Annotated in this window: 11 protein-coding genes; 3 read left to right on the plus strand and 8 right to left on the minus strand. The window is 47.2% G+C overall.

All coding sequences use genetic code 11. The annotated features are described in order from the left end of the window. Positions 1-66 precede the first annotated feature (66 nt). The 3 genes from ACYVGO_RS13180 to acpP all read left to right on the plus strand — a co-directional run bounded on the left by ACYVGO_RS13180 (position 67) and on the right by acpP (position 3,542). The gene (locus ACYVGO_RS13180) at positions 67-1,680 is read left to right on the plus strand and encodes a DHA2 family efflux MFS transporter permease subunit (RefSeq protein ID WP_142771121.1); all 1,614 of its coding nucleotides are present in this window, start codon (positions 67-69) and stop codon (positions 1,678-1,680) included. A 66-nt stretch (positions 1,681-1,746) separates the two neighbouring features. After that, complete coding sequence (locus ACYVGO_RS13185; protein WP_460969651.1) at positions 1,747-3,081, plus strand: TolC family protein; 1,335 nt, start codon at positions 1,747-1,749, stop codon at positions 3,079-3,081. A 230-nt stretch (positions 3,082-3,311) separates the two neighbouring features. Further along, positions 3,312-3,542, plus strand: coding sequence for an acyl carrier protein (gene acpP / locus ACYVGO_RS13190; protein ID WP_142771119.1), 231 nt, complete (start codon positions 3,312-3,314; stop codon positions 3,540-3,542). 40 nt (positions 3,543-3,582) lie between these two features. On the opposite strand, the gene ACYVGO_RS13195 is transcribed toward acpP, so the two are convergent. The 8 genes from ACYVGO_RS13195 to ACYVGO_RS13230 all read right to left on the minus strand — a co-directional run bounded on the left by ACYVGO_RS13195 (position 3,583) and on the right by ACYVGO_RS13230 (position 13,527). Continuing rightward, positions 3,583-4,293: a 2-phosphosulfolactate phosphatase gene (locus ACYVGO_RS13195; RefSeq protein ID WP_142771118.1), complete on the minus strand. Its 711-nt coding sequence runs from the start codon at positions 4,291-4,293 to the stop codon at positions 3,583-3,585. Positions 4,294-4,397: 104 nt separating this feature from the next. Beyond that, entirely contained in the window at positions 4,398-5,516 is a 1,119-nt protein-coding gene (gcvT, locus tag ACYVGO_RS13200; RefSeq protein ID WP_460969652.1) for a glycine cleavage system aminomethyltransferase GcvT, read from the minus strand. Positions 5,517-6,459: 943 nt separating this feature from the next. Beyond that, positions 6,460-6,702, minus strand: coding sequence for a hypothetical protein (locus ACYVGO_RS13205; RefSeq protein WP_460969653.1), 243 nt, complete (start codon positions 6,700-6,702; stop codon positions 6,460-6,462). A gap of 115 nt (positions 6,703-6,817) precedes the next feature. Then, positions 6,818-7,009 carry a hypothetical protein gene (locus ACYVGO_RS13210; RefSeq protein WP_142771115.1) on the minus strand — a complete coding sequence of 64 codons (192 nt, stop codon included), beginning with the start codon at positions 7,007-7,009 and terminating at the stop codon, positions 6,818-6,820. A gap of 752 nt (positions 7,010-7,761) precedes the next feature. Further along, complete coding sequence (locus ACYVGO_RS13215) at positions 7,762-9,216, minus strand: TonB family protein (RefSeq protein ID WP_460969654.1); 1,455 nt, start codon at positions 9,214-9,216, stop codon at positions 7,762-7,764. Positions 9,217-9,364: 148 nt separating this feature from the next. Beyond that, on the minus strand, positions 9,365-10,822 hold the full coding sequence (locus tag ACYVGO_RS13220; RefSeq protein WP_460969655.1) for a TonB family protein: 1,458 nt from the start codon (positions 10,820-10,822) through the stop codon (positions 9,365-9,367). A 72-nt stretch (positions 10,823-10,894) separates the two neighbouring features. Beyond that, a complete protein-coding gene (locus ACYVGO_RS13225) occupies positions 10,895-11,548 on the minus strand; it encodes a deoxyribose-phosphate aldolase (RefSeq protein WP_460969656.1) in 654 nt (217 codons plus the stop codon). Between the two features lie 98 nt (positions 11,549-11,646). Continuing rightward, complete coding sequence (locus tag ACYVGO_RS13230) at positions 11,647-13,527, minus strand: pseudouridine synthase (RefSeq protein WP_460969657.1); 1,881 nt, start codon at positions 13,525-13,527, stop codon at positions 11,647-11,649. Between the last annotated feature and the right edge of the window lie 153 nt (positions 13,528-13,680).

Genomic DNA, 13,680 nt, shown 5'->3' on the forward strand with positions numbered 1-13,680 from the left:
AAAGTGCGCATCACGCTCTTATCCTTTTTTCCTCTCCTCCTCTTCCTCCCTTCTCCTCCTTACATTATGGCAACTCAAACATTGGCTCCTCCGATGCAGGCGACGTATCCAACCGGATTTAAACGGTGGATTATCGTAGTAACAGCCATCTCGGCGGCCATTATTGAATTAATTGATACGTCTATCGTGAACGTCGGCCTGACCGACATTGCCGGGAACCTAGGTGTCACGATCGAAGATGTAGCCTGGGTAGTAACGGCTTACGCCATTGCCAACGTCATTGTGATACCGATGACCGGCTTTTTACAACGGTATTTTGGCCGCAAGAACTATTATATCGGGTCTATTATCTTATTCACCATTGCTTCCTACGGCTGTGGTTTCGCGGATAATTTGTGGGTACTTGTAGGCTTCCGATTCCTGCAGGGAATTGGCGGTGGAGCACTTTTGTCGACCTCACAGGGATTGATGTTCGACGCATTTCCGCCTTCACAACGGCCCTTGGCATCGGCCTTGTTCGGTATGGGTATTGTGCTCGGCCCAACATTGGGCCCCACGCTAGGTGGCTTTATTATCGACAATTACCATTGGAGCTGGATGTTTTACATCAACGTCCCAATTGGTATTGTAGCCGTTTTCCTGAGTCTGGCTTATATAGACAAGAAGGAAGATGAAAAAAATATTGACCGAAAAAGCATTCAGATTGACCAGATTGGCATTCTGCTGCTGGCCGTTGGCATCGGGAGTTTGCAGTATGTACTGGAGCGGGGCGAAGCTGACGATTGGTTCGATAGTAAAGTAATCCTGTGGCTGACAATGGCCGCTGTCGTTGCCATTCCACTCTTCATCTGGTGGGAACTCAGGGGGAGCAAAGATCCCGTAGTAGATCTCCGGGCCATGAAAAACCGGAACCTGGCAGTTGGATCAATTTTGATGGTCGTTATTGGTTATGGCTTGTTTACTTCAGTCTTGTTGTATCCACTCTTTGCCCAGCGTATTGTGGGGTTAACCGCGACCCAGACGGGTAAGCTTCTGGTACCTGGCGGTTTAATCATGCTCCCCATGTTTGCGCTGGTTGGCCGATTACTGGCCAAAGGCGTATCGCCAAGGCTGGCCGTGGCACTGGGGTACGTAGCCTTTGCCACCTTTTGCTTCCTGATGTCGACCTATGATATGAATGCCTCCAATGGAAACTTCATTATGGCGCTTACAATTCGGGGGGTTGGTCTGGCATTTGTGAACGTTCCGCTCATTAACCAATCGGTTTCAACATTGGAGCCCCGCCAATTACCAACCGGTATCGCTATCGTAAACATGATGCGTCAGGTTGGTGGGGCCTTCGGAGTTGCTATCACCAATACGTATGTAACGCAACGTGTGGCCGTTCATCGGGGCGACCTTGTTTCGAATCTACAGCCTGGCGATCTATTGACAACGGAACGCGTAACCGCCATGACACAGGCATTGATTGCCAAGGGTGTTAACGCATTTGATGCGGCAACAGGAGCCTACAAAAACCTAGATCTGATCATTTCAAGACAGGCGCTAATGCTTTCCTATCTGGATACCTTCAAATTGGCGGGTTTGTTTTTCGTGGTCTCGTTCCCGTTGTTATTCTTATTAAAGCAGAAGAAAATGGATGCAGCTACGGCCAAAGCCATTGCCGATTCAGCACACTAATCGCCGTGTTCAGTTTATGGCTTACGGTGAGTGACCATAAACTGAATACCGACAACTCCTTCAACTATGACTTCCAAACTACTAACAATAACCGCACTGCTGATAGCGGGAGCCATTCAGGCTCAGAATCAGCCAGCGCAACTTCCCGACGATTTGAGGGCACTGGTTCAACAGGCCAACGCAAATTATCCGGTGTTGAAACAGCAACAACAACAGGTCCAGGCCAATGAGCTGCGGGTCGATATTGCGCGTACGGCCATGAAACCAAACGTTTCTGGCAATGCATCCTATCAATACGTAACCCCTGTAGCGCAGGCCACGCTTCCGGTCGATGGGGTCAATCGGACTATTCAGTTTCAGCCCAATCATAATGTTAATGCTAACGTTGCTGTTGGTCAGACGATTTATGACTGGGGCCGAACAAATGCTTCCGTTCGACAGGCTACTGATAACGTTCAGCTATTGCGCCGAAGTCTGGAAATTACACAGCAGTCCCTGGCTTATCAGGTGGCCGCAGCTTATTATGGCGTTGGTTTTTTACAGCGGAGTTTAACGGTACAGGATTCTGTTATCCGAACGGCCGGTGCCAACGTACGCTTGCTAGCCACCCGACTCCAAAACGGCGATGCGCTCCAATATGACGTGCTTACGCAACAGGTTCGGGTGAAAGTAGCCCAGAATCGTAAGATTGAGATTCAGAACCAACTGGAACGACAACTGGCCGTTCTGACCTACCTAACGGGGAACCCAAACCCAGATATTAGCCGTGCCGTTGAACAGTTTACGCTGGAAGCGATGTCGGGCCGTACGCCTACGCAGGCTTTTACGCTGGCTAACGACACGCAGTCGGCATTGGCAGGTAACAAAGATGTACAATTGGCTCAGGACCGTGTTCGGCAGGCCGAAACGGATGTATTGGTGAACAATTTGGGCAATCGACCCAACCTTAGCTTTTCGGGATCAGCCGGTTTCCGAAATGGGTATCTTCCCGAAATCAACACGCCGAAATTTAATATTGCCGCTGGCGTATCACTAACGGTGCCGATTTATTTCGGGAAGCGGTATCAATTACAGAATCAGGCTGCTCAGCTCAACCTGAGTGCGAGTCAATACGCAGTTGAGAATGCCAATGCGCAGGTTCGCCAAAGCATTGCCCAACTCAACGCCGATATTCGGAGCAACCAGACTCGTCTGGCAAACCTCGAAACGCAGGTAGAGCAGTCTCAGAAAGCTCTTCAGATTGCCAACGCCCGCCTGCGGAATGGAGTCATCACGAATGTTGAGTTACAAAGTGCCGAAACAGGCGTAGAAGAAGCCGAGCTGGGTCGATTGAATTTCCAATATCAACTGATGTTAAATCAGTTAGAACTGAAGCGGTTGCTGGGTGAGCCTTTGTTTTGATACCAACTTCCCAGTGTTCGTAAATGAATGTATAATGAATAATGTGTAATTGATAACGATGAATGGCCTGATTTTTAAGCAGTAGTCATTATGCTTCGTTCATTTTATATTGCCCATTTACGTAAACCGTTCCCTAAAAATTGTTAAGAAATCGGTCAGAGACATACTAAATCGCGCAAAAAATGGCTTCTATACATACAGACAACAGGTTGCAAAACAACGATCGTATTATGAAAGAGCGAGTTATTGAGATTCTGAAAGACTTTGGCATACAGGAAACTGCCATCACTGACCAAACTCATTTCTCGCGCGATTTGGGTATGGATAGCCTCGATACGGTTGATCTGATTATGCAACTTGAACAGGCATTCGGAATTCGAATTCCCGACGAAGATTATGAAAAACTGACAACTATGAAAGGTGTTCTGGATTATCTGGAAGCAGAACAGGCCGTGGTTTAAACTAAAAAAAGTCCCGAAAGCTGATTTCGGGACTTTTTTGTTATACACTCATATTTACCAACGCATTGCCCCTCAGGACTGGAATTACGTCGTAAAGATCATGTTGCAGACAATAAGCAATGTCTTTCTGAATACCCAGCCGTTGTAAGCGTCGGATGTGTGACGCATTCGCCATGTAGCCAATTAGATTATCTTTGCCCTGTACGTAGAGCCGCCAGGCCATAATGGCACTGTCTTCAGCCATAGCATAACTGTCTTTTAGGCGATCCACCAGGGCACCCGCAAAGAGCGTATCTTCCAGATTGACACGTCCTTTCCAACCCGCGCAAAGCACCATCACGTCGTACCCGTCCGTTTTGAGGAAGCGAACAATCGCATCTAAATTCAGGAAAGACCCTACCAATACTTTTACAGCAGCTCTTGATTTGGTAATGGCCAGGGTTCCATTTGTAGTGGTCATAGCTACGTTTGCTCCCCGAATGCGCTCGTCCATGTAGGTAAACGGCGAGTTATCTAGCTCAAATCCATCCACTTTACGGGCATTTCGTTCGGCAGCGGCTAGATAGCCTCGCTCCTGCCAATCCCGGCATTCTTCTACGGTAGCAACGGGAATAATACTGTTTACGCCATAGGCAAAAGCAGTTACCATACACGAAGTCGCCCGGAATACGTCGGCCACCACAACAATGGTATTTTCAACGGTGTGCAGGTGTAATAAATCGGGGGTAAAGCAAACGTCAATTTGTTTCATTTTGGTTGGATGTGGTGTCGGTTTCCGTAACGACGGACCGCTCAAAACCGACACACTTATAATAGAAGGTGTCAGTTTTGAGAAACCGACACCACAAAAACCCATTATTTTTTAACGAAGGGAGGTTTAACAACAACGGCTTTTAAGAGCCGGTCGCGGACTTTGACAAAGATTTCAGAACCGGGTTTGCCGAAGGCCGTTTGAACGTAACCCAGACCAACGCCTTTGCCCAGCGTAGGCGATTGAGTTCCCGACGTTACTTCGCCAATTTGGTTTCCATGAGCATCCGTTAATTCATAATGCCCGCGGGGAACGCCCCGGTCTACTAATTCAAAGCCAACCAATTTGCGGGAAACACCCTGCGTTTTTTGGGCTTTTAATAGATCGGCATCAATGAAATCGTGGGTGAATTTAGTGACCCAGCCCAGGCCCGCTTCAATGGGCGAGGTTTCGTCAGTAATGTCATTGCCATACAGATTATAGCCCATTTCAAGGCGTAATGTATCGCGTGCACCCAGACCAATAGGTTTTAAGCCGTACGGCTCACCAGCCTTTACGATGGCATTCCAAACCTCCTCAGCCTGGTGATTGGACACATAGATCTCAAAACCACCCGCACCCGTATAACCAGTGGCTGATACAATTACATTGGCACAACCGGCAAAATCGGTTTTTTCGAAGGTATAATACTCCATCGAATCAAGGTCGGCCTTGGTGAGCGACTGTAAGGCCTTGGCAGCCAATGGCCCCTGCACAGCAAACAGACACATATCATCGGAGACATTTACCATGGATAGTGGTGCGCCATCACGATCGTAGTCCGATACATACTGGCTAATCCAGTTCCAGTCTTTTTCGATGTTAGAGGCATTGACCACGAGCATATATTCAAGCTCACTGATCCGATATACCAGCAGGTCATCAACAATACCACCCCGGCCGTTCGGCAGGTAGCTATATTGCACTTTGCCATCATACAAAATGCTGGCATCATTGGCCGACACGCGCTGAATAAGGCCCAGTGCCCCTTCGCCTTTGAGGATGAATTCGCCCATGTGCGAGACATCGAAAATACCCACCGCGTTACGGACGGTATTATGCTCATCGAGGTCGGATGAGTAACGAACGGGCATCTCAAAGCCCGCAAACGGCACAATTTTAGCACCTAACTGCTGATGGATGTGATGGAGAGGAACTTGCTTAAGCGTCGTGTGTTCAGACATTGCAGGGGAAGTAGAGTAGTGTCGTTTAGTTGTTAATGACTCAATAAATCAGCACGTTATCAACCTACTATATGGCAGTGGTTTGCAGTAAGAGTAACATTTTGTAGGCGATTTTGTAAGCCATCTCCTACTCTTGCCACAATTACTTATCAAGCCACTATTACGCTATAGTTTGACAAAACTACGACAAATCTAGTGTCGCTGAAACTACGCCTTACTTTTCAGTGCGACCAGCACCGTGGTGACTTTTCATATAATTGAATCCATGAGCGTCAGAGAAAAGCGGGCGGTACTTAAACAACTCACTAATCAGACTAATAAGTAGCTGATTCGGATAGCTCAGGAACCGGGGATTCATAGCGAGTATTCCACTCTATTCAGAAGCGCTGGTGTCCTATATATACCAGTCTCCAGGCTATATACCAGCCTGAAAACATCACAGGGTTATCAGGGGGAGCTTTGAGGGTGAGTAGACTGAGAAGTATGTAAAGAATTTATTATGAGTGTGAATAACCCTCTGTATATGTGGATAAAGCTTATCGCTAATTTTTTACCTATAGATGGGCGTAACCTGTTTAGCGAATAGGGTCTATTATCCGTTAGTAACCATTCCACTGATACGCCAAAATGCTGGGCTAATCAGCTCAAATAGCATAGTTGGGATACGTCTTCTGGATTATGTCGAGTTACCATTGCTTAGCCTGAAGAGTGTTACGAAGCTGATTTACCTCTTAACTTTTTTCGGTTCACCAGCGTATCAACCGCATATTGATACGCTGTGATTCGGGATTCATCCTGCGCAAATGATGTTTAAAAATCGCCCGAAGCAGTAGCGACTTCGTGAATCATTATCTTCCTCAAATCCCGACAAAAATGGAATAAACAATAGCTATTGCGACAAGAATAGCCAAAATGATGAGGGGTCGGTTTGTAGAAAAACGATTCATGATTGGTTAACAGGTTTAGTTTGTTTGAAGTGTTTAGGTTTTAATTGGGGAGCCAGTGACTCACCAGGCGTAATGGCATAGTGGCCTTTTTCAGGCTTTGATATAGTCTGACTGGGTACAGACGTTTTGTTTAGTTTATTCTCCTCCTTTTGTTGCTTACGGGCGTATTCACGCTGTGCAGCGAAAATTTGGAAGCCAATAATGGCCAGTACCACCGCAAAAAAAATAAATAGGCTCATTAGGATGTGTTGTTTTATATATGGGATATTTCATTAGGATGTAGTTAAGAAATAATAAAGTTTAGGCTAAAAAAACGGGAAATCGATGTGCACTAAAACGGTAAACCGATGTACACTACTCGTATACCCGATTAATCAACATGGCAACTACATTGGGCTTTTCATCACAGTAAAAGTCCCCTCCTATGGTATAGACCTGGCTACCCGTAGGGGACTGGACAACTCGGACAATGTGATGCACATTGACATAATAGGAATCGACACCGCCGTACTGGGATGATCGTTTTAAGTTGATAAATGGATTCATAACCTTGATTGGTTTTAAGAACGAATGCCCTTGGGCAAATTTTTACTGTTGTCTTATTTTTTGATCAGTACCTTCAGTTTATCAATTTCAGCCCTTAGCTCCATGTTGGCCTTTTGTTGCTCGATCAAATACAGCGTCAACTTCTCCACTATCTCCAGCAGTTTAGCATTCATCTGGACCAGATACACCCTCTGATTACCGACCTGCTCTGTTTAGGGAATCTTCGGCAAGTGCTGATCCAATTCGATATACTTCTTTACCTCTGAGAGCGAGCGCAGGTTATAGCCTGCAGCAAACACACCTTATCGCTCCATTCGGATGGGTTATTAATTCTCAGTTGGTACCGTGCCTTAACCACACCGCCTTTCTCATTGACTGTTAAGAACTGATCGTTTAAGTATATTGTTGGGCTGGAATTCGTTAGATTGGAGAACCATAAGCCGCTGACATCCGCCGTTTCGCCAACCAGTTCCAATCGGGTGGTTGGAGAGGTAGGAAACAATCTTACTTATCGATACGTATGTTCCATCAATACTATTAATGGGTATTTAATTACCATGTTTTACGGTGCTTTTTGGGTTACGCTTCTCCTTGAGAGTATCAACTAAAACTATTCATTTAGATTAATAATTATCCGAATCTTACAAAGTCAATAAATATTAATGCATCCGTGTAAGCGATATGTATTTAGGGGTTAGCCGACAAATTTACAAACAGATTACGGTTTTAACCGCTGCTCGCTCATATTAGCCTCAGTACAGAGAAAAATTGATGGGCAGATTATACTTGACGCGAACAGCCTGACCCCGTTGCATACCCGGGTTCCATTTTCCACTTGTAGCTTTTACCACTCGCAGGGCTTCCTGATCGGTACCGAATCCAATACCTTTCAACACCTGGGCATCTACAACGCTGCCATCGGTATCAATAACGAAACTTATAAATACCCTTCCCTGCACTTTGGCTCGCTGAGCATCGGGCGGATAGTGCAACGTACTACTTAAAAACTGGCCCAGGGCCTGCATGCCGCCCTTAAATTCGGGTTGCTTCTCCACAACCGTATAATACAATACGTTCCCCTCCGCCGATAAGGCTTTACCACTTCGGGAAATACCTTTATCATACTCTTCTTCGTAGGAATAAGATCCATCTGCATAGCGACCCTGCCAGACACCTTGCTTGAAGCCATTTACGTAGCTTCCCTGTTCAATATAAGTTGTACGTTTGGTCGTATCTGCATACGATCGTGTATCACGTTGATAGATAGCCCGGCCATTTCCATCTTTTACAAGCTGATGCCCTGTACTGTCCCAAAAAGACAAAACATGATCAGGCGTGAGAGATTCCGTAGGTTTTGGCTTGGCGATGGCTCTAATTTGTTGGACCTGCCCGTTAGGATACCAGGCGGTAGCCACATATTTCTCCTCGTATTCTTCAATCTTTTCGGATACAGCCCCATTCGGGTGGTAATTTAATTCGGTACCGGAACGCCTGCCGTTCTGAAAATACGCCTGCCGAAGTAAAGCGCCTTTATCATCTACACTAATCAATAATCCATCCCATTGAATAATACCGTTCTGATAACCAATCAGATACCCTGTTTTTCCTGATGCTCCCGGAATGCTATTAGGTTTCTGGACAAGCGGTATCCGTCGTTCTTCTTTCCAGGCATTTCCTTTGGCTTTGTAAAGCACAATATCACCGGTGGGTATTCCTGCCGAATCAATTGGCATGATTTGCTTGTAACGTGCCTTCGTACTGTCAGTGAGCAGTTTATCCTCCGAATCGAAGTAACTGATCCGGGCACCATTCTCATACATAAATGGTGGATTGGGTTTGAAGGTAATCGGAATATTAACCTGCTGTCGAACAGGTTTAGCACCTTTATAGGCAGGTTTCCAGGCATTGAAGAGACTGAATACACGCGCAGCTTCACGATCGCAGCCCGGTCGAAATGAATTAATAATTTTCACATTGGATATGGTACCATCCGGCTCCACGATCCCATTTACGATCACTCGGCCACCAATGCCTTTCGCTTCCGCAGCTAGGGGCTTTCGAAGATTTGCCTGAAGAAATGTGGCCATGTAAGGCATACCACCCCGAGGTTCTGCTGCGCTATCAGTCTCAAATTCCTGATAAATAGTGGACTGGGCGTTTGCAAAGGATACAGCAAAAAGAAGAAATAAGATCGGCCAAAGTTTCATAACGAATGGATAGATGAATCGTTTGAAATATATGAACTATCTGTAGTGAAGTCAAAACCGAAAAGGAGTTTATAGGAAACGGTAACCCGATGGCAGCCAATTCTCCATCTACAGAGACAGTCAAAGCACTGGTTCAGAATTATTTATCTTAGTAGAGCGTAAAATTAATTGGCATATTGTATTTAACCGGGACTCTACGCCCCCGCTGCATCCCTGGTGTCCAGTACCCACTCATTTTCTGAACAACCCGAACCGCTTCCCGGTCCAGGGAAGGGTGGACGCTCTTAAAGACTTCATAATCACAGAGTGTTCCATCGGCACAAACTACGAAGCTCACAAACACCTTACCCTGCGCTCCACTTCGCTGGGCATCTGCCGGATAACCTAACGTTTTTTGCAGAAACTCGCTCAGTCCTGGCATTCCCCCTGAAAATTTTGGCTGTTGCTCTAACTCATCATAGCGTACCGTATCTGCTCCTGCTGAATAGGCTTTACCAGTCTGAAAAATACCCTTATTGTAGTGTTCTTCATAAAAGTAAGACCCATCCCCGTAGCGGCCAGTCCACATTCCTTGCTTGGTACCATTTTGGTAGGCTCCCTGCTCTACATACGAAGTCTGGCGAATTGTGTCGCTGTTCGATTTTACACGTTGTGTAAGGATGGCCCAACCATTACCCTCTTTAACCATCTGGCGGCCAGTGCTATCCCAAAGCCCGGTCATAAAATCAGAAACAAGTGCATTTGACAGTACACGTGTGTTTGTTTGCTGAACTTGTTTTATCTGACCATTCGGGTACCAGGATGTCATCGTTTTTTTGGTATCCGCATATTCCTGCTTTTCAGCCACCATTCCACTAGTATAATACACAACCTGCTCCCCACTCAGTTTACCATCCGTATAGTGCGCTTCCTGCATAAGCTTACCTGTCTGATTAAAGGTATAAACATAGCCGTTCCAGTTTCGAACTGCACTTTGATACCCAATCGAATAAACAGGTCGCCCGGAAGAACTAGGCTGGCCTTTCTTTTCACGCACAAAGGGATCACGATACGATTCATCCCAAGCCTTACCATCTTTTTTATAAAGCACTAGATCATCAGTAGGTAACCCGTTAGTATCCAAAGGCATGATTTGCCTGTAGACTATCAGGTCGCTCCCAACAGGAACCGGCTGTTTATTGGCATCAAAATAGGCAACCATAGTACCTTTCTGATAGATAAACGGTGTATTCGGCTTGAAAACGACTGGAATACTCACCTGCTGCCGAACAATTTGCCCGCCTTTCTGGGCTGGCTTCCAAACTCTGAATAAATTAACGACTCGCATAGCCTCCCGATCGCAGTCGGGACGAAGGCTTTTTATGGTTGTCAAGTTCGACACGTGACCATCTGGCTCCACAACACCACTAAGTACAATTACCCCGCCCTTACCCTCAGCTTCGGCTTGTATAGGCTTTCGTAAATTTGCCTGAAGAAATGTATTAAAGGTCGTTATACCTCCACGTGGTTCAGCTGCGCTATCAACCTCAAACGATTGATAGACATTCTGTTGTGCAATAACTGATGTGTAACCGAGAAGAAGAATAGATAGAAGCCAGGTTTTCATAACGGGAATACGATGTGAGATCGGCCCTAAATTATGAAAACGATTTGTTCTATGACAAAGCAGAGGCTGTTTTTATAGCAAATCCAAGCCTAATGACAACCGCTCCACACCAGCGGCTACCAGTTCTTCCATCTGCTGCTCCGTGGCCCCATCGACCACGAGTTTAACACCGACTGAGCGGGGCACGAATTCCCGAAATAGAAGAGATTGACTATGGTTGTAAAGTTGGCCGGATAAATCGGGAACAAACCCGGTGGCATTTTTGATAAAATCGGCTCCGGTATCAGCCGCAAGTTTGATCATTTTCTTCATCTGTTCGGGATCGAGCAGGGCAGTTTCCAGAATGACGGTAAAGAATTTTTCCTGCGCATGAACCAGCGCAACGAGTTTGGCCAGTTCAATTTTCAGCCAGACAGAGGTGGGTGAAAACAAAGCCGATGTGTTCAGGACAACTTCAATTTCGCTGGCTCCGTCTTTTAAAGCCCACTCTATTTCGGTTTGTTTGGCTTCGGTACGCTGGTAGCCAAACGGATAACCTATCACCGTAGCGAGAACAGCCGGGTGGGTATCGCCCAGTTCGCGCCGAAATTTCTTCACCCAAAACGGCGCTACGGTCAGGCCAGCCATTCCTAACTGTGTCACCTCATCGAGCGCTTCATACTGCTCGTTGAGCGTCACGCCAGGGTGCAACAACGTTCGTTCGATGTAGGGGAAGAGGTGATTCATAGAAATCAAAAGAGCGAAAGAATAAATGAGTGAAAGAGTGAATAAACCTTGCAATGGCAATTCACTCTTTCACTCATTCGTTCTTTCGCTCTTTAAATTTAAGAGTTAAAGTACTTCAGCTTGATCACTTCCTTAGGATCAAGGAAGCGCCATTTACCGCGGGGCAACTCCTTCTTCGTCAAACCGGCAAAGGTGGTACGGTCCAGTTTGGTAACCTCGTAACCGAAATTCTCAAACATCCGGCGCACAATGCGATTTCGGCCGGAGTGGATTTCAATGCCAACTACATATGCATCGGGTGTAACAATGCTGAGTGCATCCGGCTTGATAGGGCCATCTTCGAGTTCAATGCCTTTTTTAATGGCTTCGAAGTGCTCGTCTGTAATCGGCTTGTCCAGCTCTACCTGATAGATTTTACGAATGTTGTTAGATGGGTGCGTTAGTTTATCAGCCAGTTCGCCGTCGTTGGTCAGGAGCAACAGACCCGTTGTGTTACGATCTAAACGGCCTACCGGATACATGCGAAAATTACCTGCATCGGCAACCAGTTCCATGACCGTTTTGCGTTCTTCGGGATCTTCGGTCGTGGTGATGTAGTCCTTCGGCTTATTCAGCAGAACGTACACAAAGCGCTCTGGATTCAGCACTTTGGTGCCGTACTTAACCGTATCGCCCTCTTTGACTTTATAGCCCATCTCGGTCACGACTTTGCCATTTACCGAAATATCGCCTTGTGCAATGAGTTCATCCGCTTCCCTTCGGGAACAAACACCCGAATTGGCAATGTATCGGTTTAAGCGCGTCAGGCCATCGTTACGAGTACCCTCATGACGGGGTCCTTCATTACGGTCGTTGGATGCTCCGCGCTTAGTTGTGCCACTCTCACCTTTGCGTTCTCCACGGCGTTCATCCGTACGTTCCCGACGGGGATAGGCATTTTCACGAGCCTGTTCCAGATTATAGTTTGGGGCTTTGGTGAAATTTCCGGTCCGGCGGTCACTGGAATCTTTACGTTGCTGACCCGAAAAACGAGATTCTCCCGCTGGCCGGTCGTCCTCGCGGGAACCACGGTCCCGGCGATCACTGCCACGCTGATCGTCGTTGCCAAAACGATTGCGTTCATCGGCTTCCCGGTTAAAACCACCTACCCGTTTGAAGGTTGGTTTAGAGGATCCGCCATCTCGTGAGAAACGGGATGGTTTGTCAAACTGGCCTTTTCGGGCATTATCGCGGGGTCCACCCTCCCGATTAAAACGGGGAGGGCCGTCCGGGCGATTGTTATCGCGCGTGGGCCGACCACGCTCAGGTCGTTCGGTGCCTGTACGTTCAAATCGCGGGCGTTCTTCACGGTTGGAACGTGTTCTACGGCCTTCTTCATCCCGATTCGTAGGTCGGCGGGGTGTATCATCGCCAGGGCGGCTGGTAGGGCGACTCCGCTCCTCATCGGAACGAGCGGGTCTGGAAGGGCGTTCGTCCCGACTGAACCGATTATCAGTCCGTTCCCGATCAAAGCGAGGGCGTTCATCGGAACGGTTCGTATCTCTTGAGTTACTGTCTTTATTGAAACGAGGACGGTCGTTTGACGGTCGGTCGAAACGCTCTGGTCTTGAGCCAGCCCCACCCGTTTCCCGGCGACGGTCGCCCGTGTTACGATCATTCGGACGGGAACTTCCGTTCCGGGAATCACTATTCCGAGAGTCGTTATCCCGGCCAAAGCGAGGTGGTCCAGCCGGACGCTCATCTCGACTTCGGCGATCGTTTGATTCTCTATTGAAACGGGGAGCGCCAGATGGGCGGTCATCGCGATCCCGGCGTTCGAATTTAGTGTCCTTTGGTTTAGCCGAATCGTCTGTACGGCTACGGTTAAAACGTGGTTGTCCGGCACCTGTGCCGTTGCGGTCGCGGCCATCATCCCGACGGCCAAAAGAACGTGGCTCACCATCACGGCGCGGTTCGTTCTGCTCTGAATCCTGATTCATGGAAAAGTACAGTAAATCGTCTGTTTGTATGTATAAATAATGCTGACAATCAGCATCCTTATTGGGGCAAGTGCAAAATGGGCTACAAAGGTAGGGGTTTTCAAGATAACCCGGCTATACCCCGTTTTCTCCAAACGCTTTTTATCGAAAAAA

It is taken from the genome of Spirosoma migulaei (genome assembly GCF_054776855.1).

What these genes read in the sequence shown, in the direction of transcription:
- ACYVGO_RS13195 (WP_142771118.1), bottom strand. Translation starts at nt 4,293, where the DNA reads ATGAAACAAATTGACGTTTGCTTTACCCCCGATTTATTACACCTGCAC.
- ACYVGO_RS13185 (WP_460969651.1), top strand. Translation starts at nt 1,747, where the DNA reads ATGACTTCCAAACTACTAACAATAACCGCACTGCTGATAGCGGGAGCC.
- ACYVGO_RS13180 (WP_142771121.1), top strand. Translation starts at nt 67, where the DNA reads ATGGCAACTCAAACATTGGCTCCTCCGATGCAGGCGACGTATCCAACC.
- ACYVGO_RS13220 (WP_460969655.1), bottom strand. Translation starts at nt 10,822, where the DNA reads ATGAAAACCTGGCTTCTATCTATTCTTCTTCTCGGTTACACATCAGTT.
- ACYVGO_RS13210 (WP_142771115.1), bottom strand. Translation starts at nt 7,009, where the DNA reads ATGAATCCATTTATCAACTTAAAACGATCATCCCAGTACGGCGGTGTC.
- gcvT (WP_460969652.1), bottom strand. Translation starts at nt 5,516, where the DNA reads ATGTCTGAACACACGACGCTTAAGCAAGTTCCTCTCCATCACATCCAT.
- acpP (WP_142771119.1), top strand. Translation starts at nt 3,312, where the DNA reads ATGAAAGAGCGAGTTATTGAGATTCTGAAAGACTTTGGCATACAGGAA.
- ACYVGO_RS13225 (WP_460969656.1), bottom strand. Translation starts at nt 11,548, where the DNA reads ATGAATCACCTCTTCCCCTACATCGAACGAACGTTGTTGCACCCTGGC.
- ACYVGO_RS13205 (WP_460969653.1), bottom strand. Translation starts at nt 6,702, where the DNA reads ATGAGCCTATTTATTTTTTTTGCGGTGGTACTGGCCATTATTGGCTTC.
- ACYVGO_RS13230 (WP_460969657.1), bottom strand. Translation starts at nt 13,527, where the DNA reads ATGAATCAGGATTCAGAGCAGAACGAACCGCGCCGTGATGGTGAGCCA.
- ACYVGO_RS13215 (WP_460969654.1), bottom strand. Translation starts at nt 9,216, where the DNA reads ATGAAACTTTGGCCGATCTTATTTCTTCTTTTTGCTGTATCCTTTGCA.